This is a genomic window from Caballeronia sp. LZ008 (assembly GCF_031451435.1).
GTDB classification, from domain to species: Bacteria; Pseudomonadota; Gammaproteobacteria; order Burkholderiales; family Burkholderiaceae; genus Caballeronia; species Caballeronia zhejiangensis.
In genome coordinates this window covers 582173-601552 of sequence record NZ_JARUXK010000002.1, presented here as the reverse complement: position 1 = coordinate 601552, position 19380 = coordinate 582173, and the positions used below count along the sequence as shown (strand labels likewise).

General features: G+C 61.9%; 18 protein-coding genes. 16 read left to right on the top strand and 2 right to left on the bottom strand.

The features are described from left to right. Positions 1 to 65: 65 nt before the first annotated feature. The 10 genes from QCE49_RS17160 (at position 66) to QCE49_RS17115 (ending at position 9606) form a co-directional block, all read left to right on the top strand. Positions 66 to 1037: an ABC transporter substrate-binding protein gene (locus tag QCE49_RS17160; protein ID WP_250456993.1), complete on the top strand. Its 972-nt coding sequence runs from the start codon at positions 66 to 68 to the stop codon at positions 1035 to 1037. 23 nt (positions 1038 to 1060) lie between these two features. Then, entirely contained in the window at positions 1061 to 2086 is a 1026-nt protein-coding gene (locus tag QCE49_RS17155) for an amidohydrolase family protein (protein WP_250456992.1), read from the top strand. After that, positions 2086 to 2931 (top strand): amidohydrolase, encoded by an 846-nt coding sequence (locus QCE49_RS17150; RefSeq protein ID WP_250456991.1) that lies wholly within the window; start codon positions 2086 to 2088, stop codon positions 2929 to 2931. The genes QCE49_RS17155 and QCE49_RS17150 overlap by 1 nt, the downstream gene beginning before the upstream one ends. 21 nt (positions 2932 to 2952) lie before the next feature. Next, positions 2953 to 3810 (top strand): HpcH/HpaI aldolase/citrate lyase family protein, encoded by an 858-nt coding sequence (locus tag QCE49_RS17145; RefSeq protein WP_250456990.1) that lies wholly within the window; start codon positions 2953 to 2955, stop codon positions 3808 to 3810. Continuing rightward, a complete protein-coding gene (locus tag QCE49_RS17140) occupies positions 3810 to 5360 on the top strand; it encodes an acetolactate synthase large subunit (protein WP_250456989.1) in 1551 nt (516 codons plus the stop codon). Before QCE49_RS17145 ends, QCE49_RS17140 begins: the two co-directional genes overlap by 1 nt. Positions 5361 to 5393: 33 nt before the next feature. Next, positions 5394 to 6287: a phosphate ABC transporter substrate-binding protein gene (locus QCE49_RS17135; RefSeq protein ID WP_250456988.1), complete on the top strand. Its 894-nt coding sequence runs from the start codon at positions 5394 to 5396 to the stop codon at positions 6285 to 6287. 17 nt (positions 6288 to 6304) lie between these two features. Next, entirely contained in the window at positions 6305 to 7579 is a 1275-nt protein-coding gene (locus QCE49_RS17130; protein ID WP_250456987.1) for an MFS transporter, read from the top strand. After that, positions 7576 to 8829 (top strand): MFS transporter, encoded by a 1254-nt coding sequence (locus tag QCE49_RS17125; RefSeq protein ID WP_309806208.1) that lies wholly within the window; start codon positions 7576 to 7578, stop codon positions 8827 to 8829. Before QCE49_RS17130 ends, QCE49_RS17125 begins: the two co-directional genes overlap by 4 nt. A gap of 164 nt (positions 8830 to 8993) precedes the next feature. Next, entirely contained in the window at positions 8994 to 9230 is a 237-nt protein-coding gene (locus tag QCE49_RS17120; RefSeq protein ID WP_250456986.1) for a hypothetical protein, read from the top strand. Between the two features lie 121 nt (positions 9231 to 9351). Further along, on the top strand, positions 9352 to 9606 hold the full coding sequence (locus QCE49_RS17115; protein ID WP_250437689.1) for a DUF4148 domain-containing protein: 255 nt from the start codon (positions 9352 to 9354) through the stop codon (positions 9604 to 9606). A 54-nt stretch (positions 9607 to 9660) separates the two neighbouring features. On the opposite strand, the gene QCE49_RS17110 is transcribed toward QCE49_RS17115, so the two are convergent. Both QCE49_RS17110 and QCE49_RS17105 read right to left on the bottom strand, forming a co-directional pair. Next, entirely contained in the window at positions 9661 to 9927 is a 267-nt protein-coding gene (locus tag QCE49_RS17110) for a DUF4148 domain-containing protein (protein ID WP_250437690.1), read from the bottom strand. A 131-nt stretch (positions 9928 to 10058) separates the two neighbouring features. Further along, positions 10059 to 11084 (bottom strand): porin, encoded by a 1026-nt coding sequence (locus QCE49_RS17105; RefSeq protein WP_284508402.1) that lies wholly within the window; start codon positions 11082 to 11084, stop codon positions 10059 to 10061. A gap of 441 nt (positions 11085 to 11525) precedes the next feature. On the opposite strand from QCE49_RS17105, the gene QCE49_RS17100 reads away from it, so the two are divergent. The 6 genes from QCE49_RS17100 (at position 11526) to QCE49_RS17075 (ending at position 19373) form a co-directional block, all read left to right on the top strand. After that, positions 11526 to 12797: an MFS transporter gene (locus QCE49_RS17100; protein WP_250456984.1), complete on the top strand. Its 1272-nt coding sequence runs from the start codon at positions 11526 to 11528 to the stop codon at positions 12795 to 12797. A gap of 49 nt (positions 12798 to 12846) precedes the next feature. Then, positions 12847 to 13833 carry a protocatechuate 3,4-dioxygenase gene (locus tag QCE49_RS17095; RefSeq protein WP_250437693.1) on the top strand — a complete coding sequence of 329 codons (987 nt, stop codon included), beginning with the start codon at positions 12847 to 12849 and terminating at the stop codon, positions 13831 to 13833. Between the two features lie 105 nt (positions 13834 to 13938). Next, positions 13939 to 15843: a hypothetical protein gene (locus QCE49_RS17090; RefSeq protein ID WP_250437694.1), complete on the top strand. Its 1905-nt coding sequence runs from the start codon at positions 13939 to 13941 to the stop codon at positions 15841 to 15843. A 288-nt stretch (positions 15844 to 16131) separates the two neighbouring features. Next, positions 16132 to 17106: a hypothetical protein gene (locus tag QCE49_RS17085; protein ID WP_250456983.1), complete on the top strand. Its 975-nt coding sequence runs from the start codon at positions 16132 to 16134 to the stop codon at positions 17104 to 17106. 89 nt (positions 17107 to 17195) lie between these two features. Further along, complete coding sequence (locus QCE49_RS17080; protein WP_250456982.1) at positions 17196 to 18221, top strand: porin; 1026 nt, start codon at positions 17196 to 17198, stop codon at positions 18219 to 18221. 216 nt (positions 18222 to 18437) lie between these two features. Then, on the top strand, positions 18438 to 19373 hold the full coding sequence (locus QCE49_RS17075) for a helix-turn-helix domain-containing protein (protein ID WP_250456981.1): 936 nt from the start codon (positions 18438 to 18440) through the stop codon (positions 19371 to 19373). Positions 19374 to 19380: the final 7 nt, after the last annotated feature.

The window sequence follows — 19380 nt, the reverse complement described above, 5'->3', positions numbered from 1 at the left end:
GACGGCGTCGGGCTTCTCAAAAGATCATGTCGTCAACAACACGATATTCCTCCATGGAGACTCAAGTGACAAAGAAGGTCCATCTCAAGCTCGCCATCGCCGAACATCCGCACACTTCCGCCATCCGCAACGGTTCGATTCCCATCGAGGGCGTCGATGCGGAATTCATCACCGTTCAGCCGCAAATCGGCGCGTTCCGGCGCATGGTCCGCGATGTCGAGTTCGACGTGTGCGAACTGGCGCCGACCACGTACATCATCGCGCGTGCTTATGGCGCGCCGTTCGTCGCGCTGCCGATCTTCGTCGTGCGTCGCTTTCACCATTCCGGGCTGCTCGTGCGCCCGGACGCGGGCATCAAGACGCCCAAGGATCTCGAAGGCAAGAAGGTGGGCGTGCGCGCGTATTCAGTGACGACGGGCGCATGGACGCGCCAGGTGCTGATCGACGAATTCGATCTCGATCCGTCGAAGGTGACCTGGGTCGTCGATGACGAAGAGCACGTCACGCAGCTCGAGCTGCCGCCGAACGTGATTCACGCGCCCAAGGGCACCTCGCTAGCCAAGATGATGGCGAAGGGCGAACTCGTCGCGGGCTTCCACGGCAACGCGGGCATCGGCCGGACCGGCGATCCGACCGGCGGCTGGAAGGAAGTGGAAGCGGATTATCCGGACCTGTTCCCGAACGCGGAAGAACTGGAATCCGAGTACTACGCCCGCACTGGCGTGTACCCGATGCACGGCACTATCGTCGTCAAGGATTCGGTGCTCGCGGAGCATCCGTGGGTCGCGAAATCGATCTACGACGCGTTCGACAAGGCGAAGCAGGACTGGCTCGCCAAGCTCAACGCAGGCGAACTGAACGACAAGAAGAACAAGAAGTACATCGAGCTGCAGAAGATCGTCGGCAACGACCCGCTGCCCTACGGTATCGAAGAAAACCGCAAGACAATCGAAGCGCTCGAAGCGACCGCCTTCAAGCAAGGCCTGACGCCGCGTCGCATGTCCATGAATGAGCTGTTCGTCGATCCCCGCGTCTGAACCTGCACGGAAAGCACAAGAACATGATCATCGATTGCCACGGTCACTTCACGACCGTTCCCGCTTCGTTCCGCGACTGGCGCGCCAGGCAGATCGCGGCCGCCGACGATCCCGCCAATGCGCCCCCGCTGTCCGGCGCGCACGTTTCCGATGACGACATTCGAGAAGGCGTCGGCAACGGTCAGTTGCGTCTGCAACAGGAACGCGGCGGCGACCTCACGCTGTTTTCGCCGATCGCGGGTCTCATGAGCCATCACCTCGGCAACGAGCGCACGAGCCTGGAATGGGCCGAAGTGTCGAACAATCTCGTGCGACGCGTCTGCGATCTGTATCCGGACAACTTCGTGCCGGTTTGCCAGTTGCCGCAGTCGCCGCTCGCGCCGCCGAAGAACTCGTTGCCCGAACTGCGCCGCTGCGTCGAGGAAATGGGATTCGTCGGCTGCAATCTGAATCCGGACCCAAGCGGCGGTTACTGGACCGGCAAGCCCATGACGGATCGCGAGTGGTATCCGCTCTATGAGGCGCTGTGCGATCTGGATGTCCCCGCGATGATCCACGTCGCCGCATCGTGCAATCCGTGTCATCACGGCACCGGCGCGCACTATCTCAACGCGGACACGTCGGTGTTCATGCAGCTCCTGCAAGGGGATCTGTTCAGGGACTTCCCGACGCTGCGCCTCGTGATTCCGCATGGCGGCGGCGCGGTGCCTTACCACTGGGGGCGTTATCGCGGCATGTCGCTCGAGATGGCCAAGCGTCCGCTCGAAGGTCTGCTGAACAACATCTTCTTCGATACGTGCGTCTATCACCATCCGGGCGTCGAGTTGCTGACCAAGGTGGTGCCGACGAGCAACGTGCTGTTCGGTTCCGAAATGATCGGCGCGGTGCGCGGACGCGATCCGAATACCGGCCAGTATTTCGACGATACCAAGCGCTATATCGACGCATGCGAAGCGTTGAGCGATGCGGACCGGCACGCGATCTTCGAGGGCAACGCGCGACGCGTCTATCCGCGTCTGGACAAGCACCTCAAGGCGAAAGGACTGTAATGAACATCATCGACATTCATCCGCACATCATCTCGGACGACGAGAAGCGCTATCCGCCCGCGCCGCTGTTCGGCAAGCGTTCGGACTGGTCGCAGGAACGCCCGAACACGGTCGAGGCCTTGATCGAAGCGATGGACGAAGCAGGCGTCGTGAAGGCGGCCGTCGTGCATTCGTCGACGACTTACGGCTTCGATAACAGCTATGTGGTGGACGGCTGCAATCAGTACAAGGACCGGCTCATCGCCGTGGGTTCGGTCGATATGCTCGCCGATGACGTGCAGACCGTCATCAGGAACTGGGCCGACCAGGGACTGGCGGGCTTGCGCATCTTCACGGGCGGATCGACCAAGGATTTCGATCCGAGCGAACTGGACAACCCCAGGTCGTTCAGGGCGTGGGAAATGCTCGCGGAGCTGAAGCTCCCGATGTGCATCCAGACCGGATCGGTCGGCCTGCCGCAAGTGCGCATGCTGGCGGAAAAGTTTCCGAACGTGAACATCATCCTCGATCACCTCGCGCGTCCGGACGTGCTCGACGGGCCACCATACGCGAACGCAGCCGGACTCTTCGCGTTGCGTGACCTGCCGAACGTCTACATGAAGCTCACGCCGCGCATCTTCGGCGACGTGAAGAAGGAAAAGGCGAGCGCCGAGACCTTCTTCCCGCGTGTGGTCGAGGCATTCGGCGCGCAACGGCTCGCATGGGGATCGAATTTCCCGACATCGACCGGCACGCTCAGCGAGATTCTCGCCACCGCCCAACAGGGGCTTGCATGCCTGAGCGACGAAGACCGCGCATGGGTCTTCGGCAAGACCGCACAGAAGCTCTATCCGGCGCTGAGCTGACAACCTGAACGAGAACGCATCATGTCAAACACCCGCCTGAACAGCATCATCCGTGCTTTCGAATCCGGCAAGCCCGCGCATGCCGCCTTCGCGAAACTCGACAAGCAGACTGCCATCGAAATGAGCGATGCGCCTTATGACGGCATCGTCTTCGAAATGGAGCACAACCCGTACGACGTGTCCGCGCTCGGCGACGCGTTGCAGTACATGCTCAGCCGCAAGCAGATTGCGGAGTCCGGTTCGGTTGCGCCGAAGGTGACGCCGCTTGCGCGCATCCCCGCCAATGGCGCGGAGATGAACCAGAGCTTCGCGAAGCAGGTGCTCGATCGCGGCGCGTACGGCGTGATCTGGCCGCACGTGGCGACGGTCGAGCAGGCCTACAACGCCGTGGCTTCCTGCCGCTATGCGCGGCCGAAGAACGCGCCGCTCTATGAGCCAAAGGGCCTGCGCGGCGACGGTCCCGCCAACGCCGCGCGCTACTGGGGCCTGTCGATGGCCGAGTACTACGAACGCGCCGATGTCTGGCCGCTCGCGCCGCAGGGCGAGCTCCTCGTCGGGCTGATGTGCGAGAGCACGCAGGCGATCGACAATCTCGACGACATCCTCGCCAACGTGCCGGGCATCGGTTTCATTCTGATCGGCGAAGGCGATTTGAGTCAGGAGCTGGGGTTCCCGCGTCAGTACGAGCATCCGGAAGTGCTCGCGGCGATGGGGCAGATCGTCGAGACGTGCCGCAAGCACAATGTGGTCGTCGGCAATCCGCATGTGACCGCGAAGAATCATCGCCGCTTGCAGGAAGAGGGCTATCGCTTCCTGATGTCGGCACCCGCGCGCACGTATGGCGTGGTCGGTCTCGCACGCGAACTGGCGGGTTACTGATGAACGGCGCCGAAAGTCTCGTGGCGACGCTGGTGGAGCAGGGCGTCGATATCTGTTTCGCCAATCCGGGCACCTCGGAGATGCATTTCCTCGCTGCGCTCGGCGGCAATCCGGCGATGCGCAGCGTGCTGTGCCTGTTCGAAGGCGTGGCCACCGGCGCCGCCGATGGCTGGTATCGCATGAAGGACAAGCCCGCGTCGACCTTGCTGCACCTGGGCCCTGGCCTGGCGAACGGCCTCGCGAACATCCATAACGCGAAGCGCGCTTCGTCGGGGATGGTCAATGTCGTCGGTGAACATTCGGTGTCGCATCTCAAGTACGATCCACCGCTGACCTCGGATATCGAAGGTCTCGCGCGCCCGCTGAGTCATTGGGTGCGGCGCGCGGAATCGTCGAACACGATCGCCTGGGACGCGGCGCAGGCCGTGGCCAGGGCGAGCGGGCATCCGGGCCAGATCGCCACGCTCATTCTTCCCGGCGATACCTCGTGGCAACCCGTCGATGCAGCACCCGGGTTGCCGCCGAACCGCGTCGAGGCGCGCCGCGCGCCGAGCGCCGAGCGCATCGAACATGTGGCGCGCGTGCTGCGCTCGGGTGAGCCCGCGCTGATCATTCTCGCGAACAAGTCCACGCGCGGCGTGGCGCTGGAGAAGGCGGGACGCGTCGCGGCCGCGACAGCCGCCGTGCTCGGCTCGCAGTTCTTCACGGCGCGCATCGAGCGCGGCGCGGGACGTGTGCCGCTCGCGCGCATTCCGTATGCGGTCGCGCAGGCCCAGGCGTTTCTGAAGGACTACAAGCACATCATCACGGTCGAGACGCGCGAGCCCGTCGCGTTCTTCGCGTATCCGGACAAGCCGAGCCTGCTCAAGGCGGAAGGCACGCTCGTGCATCCGCTCGTCGAGGCGGACGAAGACAGCGAACTCGCCTTCGACATGCTGTTGCAGGCGCTCGGCGCGGCCGCCACCGCGCCGCTTCTTCAGGCGCGCATCAAAACGCCGGTGCCTGTGGGTGCGCTGAATCCGGCGAGCATCGCGCATGTGCTCGCGGCCGGCTTGCCGGAGCACTGCATCGTCGTGGACGAGTCGCTGACGACGGGTCGCGAATCCATGAGCCTGACCATGGGCGCGCGGCCGCACGATCTCATCAACAACCTGGGCGGCTCGATCGGTTATGCGACGCCCGTGGCCACCGGCGCGGCGCTGGCGTGTCCCGAGCGACGCGTCGTCTGCATGGTCGGCGACGGCAGTGCGATGTACACCATCCAGTCGCTCTGGACGCAGGCACGCGAAGGACTGAACGTCACCACGATCATCTTCGCCAACAACAGCTACGCAATCCTCAAGGCCGAATACGCCAACATGGGCGCGGGCGCGCCGGGAGAGCGCGCGTTGTCGATGATCGATATCGACAAGCCGCGCATCGACTGGCTGGCGATGGCGAAGAGCATGGGCGTGCCGGCAGTGGCCGTCGAGACGGCGGAAGGCTTCTACAAGGCGCTGGTCGATCCGGCGCGCGAAGCCGGGCCGAGCCTGATCGAAGTACGGCTCTGACATCCAACGACACCAGCAACAGGAGCACACAGCATGACAACCACGCAAACCGAAGCGCCGACGTTGCGCGTCAATCTCGCGGAATACGCGGTGACGAAGGCGATGCGCAATGGTCAGGTTGAGTCTGATCTCGTGAACCTCGAATTCTGCGGACCGACGCCCGCGCACAACGGCTTTAAGGCGATGGTACGCGAGAACAGGTTCGACGCGGGTGAACTGGCGATCGTCACGTTCCTCCAGGCGAAGGCCTACGGCAAGCCCTATGTGCTGCTGCCCGCGCCGATCTCGGGACGTTTCCAGCATCACTGCGCCGGATACAACATCGACTTCGGCCATCTCGATCCGAAGGATATCGAAGGCAGGAAGGTCGGCGTGCGCACCTACACGCAAACCACCGCGTTGTGGATTCGCGGCATCCTGCGGCACGAATACGGCGTCGATCTGGACAAGGTCACGTGGATGACGCTCGGCGACGGCCATCTCGCCGAATACAGCGATCCGCAGAATTGCCAGCGTTTGCCGGCGGGTTCGTCTATTCCGCAGATGATGCTCGACGGAGAGCTCACGGCCGCCTTGCTCGGAGAAGACATGCCGAAGGACGAACGCGTGCGCACGCTCGTGCCCGACCCGCAGGCTGCCGCGAGAGACTGGTTCGCTCGCACCGGCGTCGTGCCGATCAACCACATGTTCGTGGTCCACGAGAAGCTCTCGAAAGAACGGCCGGATATCGTGCGCGAGCTGTATCGCATGGTCGTGGAAAGCCGCGCGAGCGCGGACAGCGTTCCCGCCGTGTTCCCGCCGCTCGGCCTGGAAGCGAATCGCAAGGGCCTGCAACTGGCCGTCGACTGGGCGCTCGATCAGAAGATCATTCCGCGTCGTCTGTCGGTCGACGAGTTGTTCGACGATGTGACCGGTTCCCTCGGTTAAGGACCTCGGAGCGCAATGTGGACATCACCCGGGTCGAACGCGCGCGGACAGCGAACCGCTGGGCCATCCTCGTGCTGCTCGCGCTGGGGCTCATGATCTCGCACGTGGATCGCACCAGCATGTCCGCGGCGTTCGCCGACCGTCATTTCGTGCAGGAATTCGCGCTGACGCACGTGCAGCGCGGATGGCTCGGCTCCGCGATGTTCTGGGCGTATGGCCTCTTTCAGTTGCCGATGGGCTGGCTGGTCGATCGCTACGGCGTGAAGTGGCCGTATGCGATCTGCTTCCTGCTCTGGTGCCTCGCCGCCGCTGCGACGGGCGCCGTGACGACATTGTGGGCGCTCATCATCGTGCGTCTGATGATCGGTGTCGCGGAAGCCGTGGTGGTTCCGGCGACCTATCGCTATCTCGCCGATCATTTCGACGAAACGCGAAAGGGCACGGCGCTGGGCATCTTTTCCATCGGCGGAAAGATGGGGCCGGCGCTCGGCGCGCCGATTGCGGCGTGGCTGATCTCGACGGGCTCATGGAAAGCGATGTTCATGATCACGGGACTCGTCGGGTTGATCTGGCTGGCGCCGTGGCTGCTGATGCTCGAGAACGACTTTCCTTCGCGCGCGCAACTCGCCGTCGCCAGGAAGCGGGCAGCGTCGGTGCCGCTCTCGAACCTGCTGTCGAGTCCGGTCGTGTGGGGCGGGCTGGTCACCAACTTTTGCTACAGCTATTTTGCGTTCTACTGCATGACGTGGATGCCAGCTTATCTCGTCGAGCAACGCGGCCTGTCGCTCGGTGAATCGGGCCTATATGTGTTCTTCAGCTTCGTCGGGATCGCGGTCGTGGCCGCCCTCGCGGGATGGGCTGCTGACCGGATGATCGCACGCGGATTCGATGCCGTGATCGTGCGCAAGTCGTTCATCGTCGCCGGATTCGTCGGCGGGACGACCGTGTTGCTCGGCGCGTATGCCCGTTCGCCGCAGATGGCCTTGCTGTGGAACGTCGTGTCGCTTTCCCTGCTCGGCCTCGTGACGGCAAACAATCTGGCGCTCGTCAAACTCACGCTGATTCCCAAGCAGGCGGTCGGACTGAATACCGGCCTGCAGCAAGTGGCGACGAGTCTCGCGGGCGGCGTATCGGCGAGCCTGTCGGGCTGGCTGCTTCATGTCGGGCACAGCTATACCTTGCCGATGCTCGCCATCTTCGTGTTCCTGCTGCTTGGGGCCGCCAGTACCGTTGTGCTGCTCCGAAGGAAGTGGGCGCCAAAGGTCAATGCTCCCATGCGTGACGTGTCATGACTCCGTCGCATCCGTCTTCGTCGCCGTCCACGCAGAATCATCCGGACGATGTGACGTCCCTGCTGCGTCACGCGTCGCTCGTGCGCTTCCTGATCGCGCGGGTCGGCTCGATCAGCGCGCAGCAAATGCTGATGCTCGCGATCAGCTGGCACATGTACGACCTGACATCGAGCGCCTGGGATCTCGGCCTCGTCGGTCTGTTCCAGTTCGTTCCCGGTCTCGCCACGACGCTCATCGCGGGGCATTGCGCCGACCGGCTGCATCGGGGACGGATGGTTGCCGCGTGCCTGGCGTTGCAGGCGGTCGTGGCGACGCTTCTGATCGTCTCCACCGCGACGCACAGCGTAACGCGCGACGTGCTGCTGACGCTCTCGCTCGTGCTCGGCGCAATCAGGCCGTTCCAGATGGCGGGGCAGCAGGCGCTCCTGCCGATGCTCGTTCCGCCGCGCCTGCTTGCGCGTTCGATGGCGCTCAGCACGGTGGTCCAGCAAATCTCGGTGATCGCCGGGCCGGCGCTGGGTGGGGTGCTGTTCGCGGTCAGCGTCGGCACCGTATATCTGACGAGCACGCTGCTGTTCTGCATCAGCGCCGTAATGTACGCGTTCGTTCGCTACGACTACACGCCGCCCTCGCGCGAACCTGCCACGGCGGACTGGATCCTCGCGGGCTTGCGCTTCCTCTGGGGCAGTCCGCTGTTGGTGGGCGCGATCTCGCTCGATCTCTTCGCGGTGCTGTTCGGCGGCGCGACCGCGCTGCTTCCCGTCTACGCGAAGCAGATTTTGCACGTCGGACCGCAAGGCCTGGGCTTGCTGCGCTCCGCACCCGCCATGGGCGCATTGTGCATCGGGCTCGTGCTTTCACGACGAGCGATCGTCAGCGGTGTCGGCAAGAAGCTGCTGATTGCGGTGGCGGTGTATGGCGTGTCGATCGCGGCATTCGGCCTCTCGCGATGGTTTCCGTTATCGCTGCTCTTGCTCGCGGTGTCGGGCGGGGCGGATACGATCAGCGTCATCGTCAGGCAGACCTTGATTCAGCTCGAAACGCCCGATCACATGCGGGGGCGCGTGGCGGCGGTCAACACGCTGTTCATCGGGGCGAGCAATCAGCTCGGCGAATTCGAGTCGGGCGTGAGTGCGACGGCGCTGGGCGTCGTTGGCTCGGTCGTGGCGGGCGGCTTCGCGACGGTTCTGATCAGCGTCGCCTGGAGCCGCCTTTTCAAGCCGCTCGCGACGCGCGACGCGCTGCATTGATCCGGCAGCGCGTTCTTTCCGGGTCAGGATGACGAGCGTGAAGTGGTGGCCATGAGAGCCTGCTTTTCAAGGGTGGTGCGATACATCGAGCGTGCCGGCATCGGTGCGCGGCTGAGTGTCCTGAATGAGATCTACGGTTTCGTCGATCCGAGCGAGAAACAGTCATGAGCGAACAGAGAAAATCGCTTCGGTTCCTGATGCACGACTGGTTGGGGCGAGCCGGAAACATTCGAATCAGTCGCGCGGCACGTTCGAGGGCCATGCCCTGGCGTGCGGTGCGCATCGAGATCATGGTTGCGTCCGAAGCCTTCGCTATCGTGTTTTTTCGCCACGACGATGGCTCGTGGTGCGTCTATCCGCCGACGTCTCCCTCGCTTGCGATGAACCCTGTTCCGACCTGAAAGCGCACGCAAGCGGCGGGAGCTAAGTGTCAACCCTCAATTGCTAACCCTGCTAGACTGTTTGAGCGAACTTCACGCATCCCGCGATGCAGTGTCGCCAGGCAAGCCTGGGAGGTGTTGCATGAAACCGCTCGTCAAAGCTGTTTCAGGGTTGGTCCTTGCCATTCCCGTTCTTTCCTTTGCGCAGACAGGCGACCAGTCCTTGACTCGCGCACAGGTTCGCGCCGATCTCGTCCGCGCTGAAAATGCGGGCTACAGCCCGACCGCCTGGGCGGATTTCCCTGACGGTGAAATACAGGCTGCCGAATTCCGCGTCGCTGCGCGCAAGGCGATGAAGGGCCGGGCCGACGAAGCCGGCCGTAACAGAACGCCCTAGCAGTCCGGCGATATAGTCAGATAGCCGCGTGACAGGACGGCACAGCCGGTTGGTTCATCTTCCCGATTGCGCCGTCCCGCTCGACCCGGAACCATAAGCCGTGCTGGCCGCGGCCTGCTCGCGCATGATGACGGCTTCGGCGCGTCGCAGGCTGCCGGGACAGTCGCCCGTGCAGTTACTCAGTGGATTGTAGCCAGCCCTTTCAAGCCGCGCGAGTTCCGCGCGGACGTGCTCGCGTGTGACTGGGTCGCTCGATTGAGCGGACGCCAGTGCGGGAAGCAGGAAAACGGCGGCGATGATGGTGGCGATCGAGGCGTTCATATTTACCCTTTGACATGTGTCTGCCGCGTGTTGCAGCAGCGATGAGACGAATTACACACTAAGGGTAAATACTGAGTCTATTGAATTAAAAGGCCTGAGGCTTGAGCATTTGGTCAAGCCCGAACCATTCACTAAAACTTGTGCGTCATCCCCAACACGATGCCTCGCGCATACGCACCGGGCGCGGTCGAGATGCCGCTGTATTGCGTGCCGTCGAGCGTGTAATTTGCTTGACCGTGGTTATCGATCAAACCGGCGGCCGCGTAGAGACTCGTCGCTTTCGAAAGGAAGTACTCGTAGGTGAGACCGATCTGCTGTGCGTCTTTTCCCTGTCCGGCGCGATCATGGGCATAGCCGTACATGACCGAAAGCAGATTGAATGGATCGAGCAGATAAGACATGGAGGCTTCGTAAATGTCGCGTTCTTCGCTATTGTCCGTCTGCCGTTCCGACTGATACGCGAGATACATGCGCAGATTTCCCGCGCGATATCCCGCCGCCGCGCGCCATACCTTCTGCACCGAACTGCCGGTGGGATTGCCTTGCGATTCATATCCCGCGCACAGGCGAACCGGACCGTTCACATAGCGCGCGACCACGTTATAGAAGTGCAGGCCATTGCTTGGCTTCATCGTCTGGTCGCGCAAGGAGATCATGGCTTGCGCGCTCAAGCCGTAAATCGTGGGCGCAAAATAGGCGATCGCGTTGCTTGCGCGCACGGTCACATCCTGAAAGTTGTTGATCGGCGATGCAATACTTTTCACGGCAGTCGGATCGATTTCGCCGTTCAGAAAAAGATATTCGGGCTTCTTCTGACGGCCGATGCGCAACTCGCCGAACGGTCCGCTCATGCCGACCCACGCAAGGCGGTTCCATGCGGCGGTCGGATCGGTCGCTGCGCCCGTCACGCCGGAGAAGCCCTGTTCGAGCTGGAAATTGACACGATATCCGCCGCCGATGTCTTCGCTGCCTCTCAAGCCATAGACGGTGGCGAAGAGTCCGCTCGATACCGCACGGCCGACCGATCCCTGACCGCCGTTCTGAAATTCGATGCCGTTATCGACGATGCCATAAAGCGTCAAGGACGATTGCGCTTGAGCATTATCGAATGCGCTTGAAACGCAAAGCGCCAGGGGCAAAAGAATCCGCTTTTTCATGGTGTCTCCGGTTTTAATTATTGAATGTCGATGCGCGGTGACCGCGACGCGAACGTTCGCACCAGGCGCGACGAGAAGCCGCGCGTGTTATGGCTTAGCGGCCGATCGAGGCGATGTGCGTGCGTTGCGCGCCAGGCGAGGCGAGCTCACGCTAGAGGACGCGAGCCTTTATAGACGGTCGACGGCGCGAGGCGGTATCGGCTCTCGCGGCAGGAATCGAATGCAGAATAGAGGATTGCGAACGATGCGTCCCTGTACAAAAGTAAGGTTCGCCGGGATTTAAGTCCGTTTATGGCCTGTTTGTTAAGGGATCGCGTCTTCTCGCACCGGCCCTGAAGAAAAGTGCCATCGAAACTCAGTTTTGTGTAGGGACTCGGGCGACGCCTTGGCCTATTCTTGCTTCCATCCGGAAGATTCAATCGAACATAAGAGAAAGGGCATATGGAGACAAGCAAACCCGGAGTGACGCGGCGCTGGGCAGTGCTTGCGCTGCTCGCGCTCGGCGTACTGATTTCCTTCGTCGATCGTACGAGCATTTCGGCCACGCTGGCGGATGCGGATTTCATTCGGCATTTCGCGCTGAACGACGTGGATCGCGGCTGGATCAACGCGGCGTTCTTCTGGTCCTACGGCGTGTTTCAGATACCGATGGGCTGGGTCGCGGACCGCTACGGCGTGAAGTGGCCCTATGCGATCAGTTTCGCGTTGTGGTGTATCGCGACGGCCTTGATGGGGGCGGTGACCGCGCTTGCGAGTCTCGTCGTCATGCGGCTCATTATCGGCATGGCGGAAGCGATCGTGATTCCAGCCAGTTACCGCTGGATTCGAAACAACTTCGACGAAAGCCAGAACGGTCTCGCCGTCGGCATTCTCGCGATGGGCAACAAGTTCGGCCCCGCGCTAGGCGCACCCGTAGGCGCGTGGTTCATCGTGCATTACTCATGGCAGACGATGTTCGTCGTCACCGGCCTGGTCGGGCTGTTCTGGCTCGTGCCCTGGCTCACGATGGTGCGCAGCGACTTTCCTTCGAAGGAGCAGATCGCGATCTCGGATCAGCGCGCGCGCTCGGTGAGCCTCGGCAACATCATGACGAGTCCGGTCGTGTGGGGCGGCATGATCACCAACTTCTGCTACGGCTATTTCACGTTCTACTGCATGACATGGATGCCCGCGTATCTGGTCGAACAGCGGAACCTGTCGATCTCGCGCTCGGGACTCTTCACGTTCTTCAGCTTTGCGGGCATCGCGATCGTCGCGGCTCTAGCAGGGTGGGCGGCGGATCGTGTGATCGCAAGCGGCCGCGATCCGATCCTCGTGCGCAAGGCCTTCACCGTGACGGGCTTCGCGGGCGGCTGCACGGTGCTGCTCGGCGTTTATGCGAACTCGCTCGAGATGGCGTTGTTCTGGAACGTGCTGTCGCTCTCGCTGCTTGGTCTCGTCACCGCGAACAATCTCGTGCTGTCGCGTCTCACGCTGATTCCGAAGCAGGCCATCGGGCTCGTGACCGGAGTGCAGCAGGTCGCGACGAGTCTCGCGGGCGGCGTGGCCGCGAGTCTGTCCGGCTGGCTGCTGCACGTGAGCGGAAGTTACGACCTGCCGATGATGGTCATTCTCGGCTTTCTGGTGGTGGGTGCGATGGCCACCATCGTGCTCTATCGCCCTGAATGGGCGCCGAAAGTCACCGAACAGCAAGGCACGCTGCGACGCGCCTGAATGCCTGGACATCGTTGCACTCATCACATTCAAAAGAGAAACACCAAACATGGCGAAGATCGTATTCGGAATGGCGGTGCCGCACAGCGGCATGCTGGGTCAGGCTCCGGAGGACTGGCTCATCAACGGCGAGCGCGACCGCAACAACAAGGAACTGTGGTTTCGCAACCGGACCTGGACCTATCCCGAACTTGAAGCGCATCGCGAGGCAGCGTTCGAGAAGTTCCTGACTATCGAGGAACGCACGGCGCGCGCTCAACGCTGCCGCGCAGCGCTCGACAAGATGGCCGCCGCTTACCGAGAGGCGGAAATCGACGTGGCCATTATTCTGGGCAAGGATCAGAAAGAGATCTTCACCCACTTATCGCCGTCGATCGCCATCTACAGCGGCGCGCAAGTGCACAACGGTCCGCCGCAGCGCGCCGTGTATGCGCCGGATCGTCATGTGGTGCACGACTGCCATCCGGAGCTGGCGACTTACCTCATCGAATATTTTCAGCGCGAGAACTTCGACCTGACCGATCTCTTTGCGTGGCCCGACAACGTGTGGATGAAGCCGCTGCCCGAGTATCCCGTGGTGCCGCATGCGTACAGCTTCGTCTATCACCAGATCATGGGCGATGCGCCGCCGCCGCATGTGCCGGTCATCATGAACTGCTTCTATCCGCCGACGCAGCCGTCGATGTCGCGCTGTATCGAGTTCGGCCGTATCCTGCGCGACGCCGTCACCGCGTGGCCCGAAGACGTGCGCGTGGGCATCTTCGCGTCCGGCGGGCTGTCGCACTTCGTGAATGACGAGGAGTTCGATCATCGCATCATGAAGATGCTGGCCGATTACGACTATGACGGCCTGGCCGCGGTGGACGACCGCTCGTATCAGTCCGGCACATCGGAAATCAAGCTCTATGTGAGCGTGATGAAGGCCGTGCAGGAAACCCGGGCGCAAATGACCCTGGTGGACTATGTGCCGTGCTGGCGCACGCCCGCCGGCACCGGCGAAGGCATGGGCTTCATGTACTGGAAGGCCGCCGAGTGAGCGGTCTTCGTCGACACGACATCACGCCAGGGACGCAAAGCGGCATGCCGACCCTGGCCTGCTTATAACGACTGGAGACATGCTTTGTATTCGAGGATGTGTTTCATGAAGCGCGTGGCGGGACTCGTCGTCGGCGCATGCGTAGCGAGTCAGGGTGTCGCGAACGCGGCATCGGACGATATGAACGGTGCGAGCGGCACCATGCTGCTGAACCGCGTGGGACCCGTCACGTCCGAGTTGTACATCGCCAATGCGGACGGGACCGACGAGCACAAGCTCTTGCCAACGCCGGGGTTCGATTACCACGCGTCGTTCTCGAAGGACGGGCAGTGGATCGTGTTCACGTCCGAGCGCGACGGACTGGGCGAATCGAATCTGTATCGCGTGAAAATCGACGGAACGGGTTTGCAGCGGCTCACGGATCACGTCGCCGTGGACGATGCCGCGCAGTTCTCTCCCACCGCCCCCGATGTGATCGCGTTCGTCTCGTCACGCAAGGGCGAGGCGGGCTTCGGCACGACGAACGTGTGGACGCTGAACATCGCGACCGGCGCGCTCACGAACGTCACGGGCGCCATTGCTTTCGATGCGTCGAAGCCGCACAGCTACTTCCGGCCTTCGTGGTCGCCGGATGGCAAGTGGCTGGCGCTGTCGTCGGATATCGGCTCGGAATGGCGCGGCCATAATCTGCCGGTCGGTTGGGAGCGCACGCAGGAGAGCAGCATCTACGTCATTCGGCCCGATGGTTCGGGATGGAAGAAGATCGCGAGTCATTCCGGCTTCGACGACGGTTCGCCGTCTTGGTCACCGGACGGCACGCGTGTCGTGTTCTATGAGACGCCGGTCGAATCGACGTGGGGCGCGCACCGGCCGGAAGGCATCAACGCGGTCAGTTCGCAGATCGTATCGGTCGCGCTGAGTGATCTTTCCAGAACCTCGCTGACCTCGACGCCCGGTTTCAAGGTGTTTCCGCATTATCTCGATGCCACAAATATCGCGTATCACGTCAAGGGCGGCGACACCGAAGGCATCTACACAACGGCGGGCGCGTTCCGCTCGACGTCCAACTCGGGCATTCGCTCGCCGCAATATTCGGCTGACGGCAGGAAGATGGTCTACGAGAAGGTGACATTCCGCCCCGCGCATCCGAACGGCACGCCGATGTTCAGCTTCGATCGCGCGTGGAACTACAAATATATCGACGTGTTTCCGCAACTCTCGCTGGATCGCAAGCAGCTCGTGTACACGGAGAAGGCGATCGGTTCATCGATTGCGGTCATCAATACGGACTTCACCGGTTATCGCCGCATCTATGATTCGCAGACGAGCGGTCTCGATCCCGACATGATCAAGAAGGGACTGGCCGGCGCGTTCCAGCCGACCTGGTCGCCGGATCGACAGTGGGTTGCATTCGGCATCGGCGACTGGTTTTTCACACGCGGCGCGGGGCCGGGGCGCATTGCGCGTATCAAGGTCGATGGCAGCATGAACGGACATCCGGAGATTCTCTCGGACGGCGCGATGAATGCTGGCTTTCCGAGCTATTCGCCAGATGGAAAGAAGATCGTTTATCGCGTGTCTAACACGACGCTGCAAGGCCTGCGCATTCTCGATCTGGACACGCACACGACTACGGTGCTGACCAGTGGTCAGGACAATTTGCCGGGATGGTCGCCGGACGGCACGAGAATCGTCTTCACGCGCAAGCAGGTGAACGCGGACGATCCGAACAAGTTCAACTACGACGTGTTCACGATCCATCCTGATGGCACGCATCTCGAGCGCCTTACATCGGACGGCTCGAATCAGGGTCACGCCGTGTGGACCTACGACGGGCGCATCGCTTATAGCTCGGGTACCTATGGCTTTCGCGACGAGCTCGCGCTGTACGACAACAGCTTTCAGCCCGACGGGCAAAACTGGGTGATGGACGCGGACGGCAGCAACCCGCACGCCATTACCGACACGCTCTGGGAAGAAGCGATGCCGCTGTACGTGCCGAATCACTGAAGCACGAATTCGCGTGGTTAAAGGAAGGCGTCGTGGCTGTGCACGACGCTTTTTTTCTTGGGCATCGCCTTAGGGAAATTCACGCGCGCGGCTAACAAAAATGCCAGCGAATCTCACTTTTGTGTAAAGGCTCTGGCGCCTGATTTCAATACCATGACCTGGCGTCCTACTAAAGAACCAGGAAAACGACGCATCGAGACCCGCAGCAAACAAGCACACGTCGGATTCACTTTGACGCTTCAGACGTCACGCGAATCTAACCGGGTGGATAAAAAAGTGGATGGAGACATGAAGAAACTTTCGACAGCCCTGAAGAGGCCGCTGATTGGCGCAGCGTTGCTGTGTTGCGTGAGCGAATATGCCAATGCCGAAGTCTACACCGCGCCGAACGGCTTCGAGCCGCCTCAGGCAAAACAGACACAGGTGAACCCGACCGCGCCGTTGTCCGCGCCGAGCCTGAAGTCAGGCGAAGAACTGGGCGAGCCGCCCGTCACGTGGAACGACACTTACATCGGTTATCGATACGGCAGCGACTTTCATTACCCGGGCATTGCGAAGGAGGTGGCGCAGAACATCGGCTCCCTCACGACGACGGGCGGTTTTCGCTACGGCAGTTACGCGTTCAATGTGGATTACCTCGTGTCGAATTCGGCGAATCCGGAGGCGGGCGGTCCTTCGTCGGGCGGCGCGCAGGAAGTCTATAGCGTGGGCCGCGTGGAACTGAGCGCGGGCAAGATACTCGGCCGCTCGGTGGGCTTCGGCTTCATTCGTGACTATGGCCTGACGGCGGGCTATGAGTTCGGCACCAAGAACGATGCTTATGGCGAGCGGGCGCGCATGATTGTCCTCGGACCGACCATCGAATTCACCGTGCCGCACGGCTTCTGGAATATCACGGCGGGCTTGCGCACCGAGAGCAATCACAACGGCATTACCGGTCAGGACGTGCGCTTTCATACGGCGTGGCACATCGAGAGTTCATGGCTCTTTCCGTTCCGCGCGGGTCCGGTGCCGTTCATTTTGCGTGGGTTCGCGAGCGTGACGGGCCCGAAGGGCAAGGACGGCTTCGGCGTCGAAACACAAACGGAATTCCTCACGCGTCTTTCCTTGCTAGCCGATCTGGGTTCGTTCGCGGGACATCCGCGCACGGTCTATGCCGGCGTCGGGTACGAGTACTGGCATCACATGTACGGCACGCCATCGAGCGCGGCGCCAGGCACCGTCACCTCCGTGCCCATGGTGATGGCGGAAATTCACTTCTAGGCCGAGTGCTCGAACAACGCGGGCTCGGTGACACAGTCGCGCAATCCGTCGAGCGGCTTCGCGCTGATTAAAAAAAGTCAGGAGACAAGGTGAAGAAGAAGCTATCCGCGCTGACGGGCGTGGCGTGCGCCTGCATGCTCAATCTGGCGCATGCGCAATCGGCGGTCACGCTTTACGGGATCATCGATAACGGCATCGAATATCGGAATACAACCGGCGGTTCGGTCGCGCGCGCCGTGTCGGGCGGATTGTTCGCGAGTCGTTATGGACTGAAGGGCAGTGAGGAAATCGGTGGTGGGCTGGCGATCAATTTCCAGCTCGAACAGGGTTTTTCCGGCGTGACGGGCGCAGCCGCCAACGCCGCGGCGGGTTTTAACCGGCAGGCGTGGGTCGGTATGTCGGGCGCATTCGGCGAAGCGCGCATCGGCTTGCAGAACACGCCGCAATACATGTTCATCAACCCGGAACTGGATCCGGTGGCCGTGATGAGCATCGGCTCGCCGATGAACAGCTTCAACAGCCTGACGATTCGCGAAAACAACGCGATCTCTTATTTCACGCCGACGCTCTACGGCGTGACCGCGCAGTTCATGGTCGCGATGCGCGACTCGACGACTCAACCGGTCAACGGCATTCAGTTCTATAACGCGGCCGTTCGCTACGTGAACGGGCCGTTTGGACTTGCCGCCGGCTATGAGCAGGCTGCCAACGCGACGGGCACATCGATCCTGAAGGTATTCAACGCGGGCGGATCGGTCACGATCGGCGCGGCGCGCTTTTATCTGGCGTATCACACGGAACGGCAGACCGACGACAGCGTCAAGCGCGATGTCTATGAAGTGTCCGGCGCTTATTCTTTCACACCGGCAGACCAGCTCTCGCTCATGTACGGTTACGCGCACGACCGGCTGGGGCAGGGCAACAATGCACAGCAGATCGGCGTCACGTATTCGTATTCGCTCTCCAAGCGAACCACGCTCTACGGTTCGGCGGGATTCATTCAGAACCGCCATCAGGCCAGATTCACGCTCAACGGCACGGGATATACCGGTCTCGCGGTAGCACCGGGCACCGATTCGCGCGGTGTGATCGTCGGCATGGTGCATCGGTTCTGATCGATGCGTCGGGGTAAATAGCAGGCGCGTCGCGCGGAATTATATGGAAAAATTTCTATCGTTTTCGCGACCCTTCAGCGGGTTATGATCTCCTGGTCGTTAAGTCCCGCGTTACCTCGGAACATCGCAAGATGCAGCGCCCCAAGCTGCTGCAAATGGTTGGAAAGCAGACGGCGGTCGTCAGGGCCGGTCGTCACGGCCAGTCAAGGAGAGGCAATGACACGCGGTGCCTCGGGGAAAAATCCGCCCCGATCCCAGCTCACGACGGTTCCGAAGGTTCGGCTCTATGTCGATGAACCCGAGGAAAAGCAGTGGTTCGTGCATGTCGGCCATGTCACCGAGCGCGGGCGCTGGCGTACCGAGCCGCACGCGCATCCGGAATATGGCCAGCTCATTTTCGTGCGCAACGGGCGCGGCGTGATGAACCTCGAAGGCCGCAGCGTGCCGTTCGAAGGACCGTGCGCGCTGCTGCTGCCGACCGAATGCGTTCACGGCCTGGACTACGAGTACGACGCCGACCGCTGGGTCGTGACCATCGAAGTGTCCTATCTCGCGCAGGTCAATGCGCGGTTGCACGAATTCATCGCGCTGTGGGCATCGCCGCGCGTGATTTCGCTGACCGATTCCGACGCGGCCGGCATCGATGTCTATAACCTCATTCGAAGTCTCGCGCAGGAAGTCGATTCGGATGCCGTGGGCCACGTAACGGGAACCGAAGCGCTGCTGACCCTGCTGCTTCTCAGGTTGCTGCGCGAAGCGAGCCTCGACGAGACAGGCAACGAATCCGGTTCGCGTTACGATATCCGCGTGGTTGAACGCTTTCGCAAGCTGATCGACGAGCATTTTCGCGAGAACCTGCCTTTGCAGGACTACGCATCGAGGATGGCCATCTCGCTGGTGCAGTTGCGCGCGGCGTGCGCGTCGGCGGCGGAGCAGAGCCCGACCAAGATGATCCATGCGCGCATCATCACCGAGGCCAAGCGCAATCTCATCTTCGGCGACCTGTCGGTGGAACAGATCGCTTTCGGGCTCGGCTTCGCGGACGCCGCGTATTTCACGCGCTTTTTCCGTCGAGAAGTGGGGCAGGCGCCGAGTCAGTTTCGCGCGGCGGCACGGCAGCAGCAGCCGCAACGGAAGGCATCGTCGCAATAGCACGGCG

Bases quoted from the DNA above. Each gene is read 5' to 3' on its own strand.
- QCE49_RS17150 (WP_250456991.1), top strand. From the start codon at position 2,086: ATGAACATCATCGACATTCATCCGCACATCATCTCGGACGACGAGAAG.
- QCE49_RS17120 (WP_250456986.1), top strand. From the start codon at position 8,994: ATGAGCGAACAGAGAAAATCGCTTCGGTTCCTGATGCACGACTGGTTG.
- QCE49_RS17095 (WP_250437693.1), top strand. From the start codon at position 12,847: ATGGCGAAGATCGTATTCGGAATGGCGGTGCCGCACAGCGGCATGCTG.
- QCE49_RS17115 (WP_250437689.1), top strand. From the start codon at position 9,352: ATGAAACCGCTCGTCAAAGCTGTTTCAGGGTTGGTCCTTGCCATTCCC.
- QCE49_RS17140 (WP_250456989.1), top strand. From the start codon at position 3,810: ATGAACGGCGCCGAAAGTCTCGTGGCGACGCTGGTGGAGCAGGGCGTC.
- QCE49_RS17145 (WP_250456990.1), top strand. From the start codon at position 2,953: ATGTCAAACACCCGCCTGAACAGCATCATCCGTGCTTTCGAATCCGGC.
- QCE49_RS17075 (WP_250456981.1), top strand. From the start codon at position 18,438: ATGACACGCGGTGCCTCGGGGAAAAATCCGCCCCGATCCCAGCTCACG.
- QCE49_RS17110 (WP_250437690.1), bottom strand. From the start codon at position 9,927: ATGAACGCCTCGATCGCCACCATCATCGCCGCCGTTTTCCTGCTTCCC.
- QCE49_RS17125 (WP_309806208.1), top strand. From the start codon at position 7,576: ATGACTCCGTCGCATCCGTCTTCGTCGCCGTCCACGCAGAATCATCCG.
- QCE49_RS17155 (WP_250456992.1), top strand. From the start codon at position 1,061: ATGATCATCGATTGCCACGGTCACTTCACGACCGTTCCCGCTTCGTTC.
- QCE49_RS17135 (WP_250456988.1), top strand. From the start codon at position 5,394: ATGACAACCACGCAAACCGAAGCGCCGACGTTGCGCGTCAATCTCGCG.
- QCE49_RS17085 (WP_250456983.1), top strand. From the start codon at position 16,132: ATGAAGAAACTTTCGACAGCCCTGAAGAGGCCGCTGATTGGCGCAGCG.
- QCE49_RS17090 (WP_250437694.1), top strand. From the start codon at position 13,939: ATGAAGCGCGTGGCGGGACTCGTCGTCGGCGCATGCGTAGCGAGTCAG.
- QCE49_RS17105 (WP_284508402.1), bottom strand. From the start codon at position 11,084: ATGAAAAAGCGGATTCTTTTGCCCCTGGCGCTTTGCGTTTCAAGCGCA.
- QCE49_RS17100 (WP_250456984.1), top strand. From the start codon at position 11,526: ATGGAGACAAGCAAACCCGGAGTGACGCGGCGCTGGGCAGTGCTTGCG.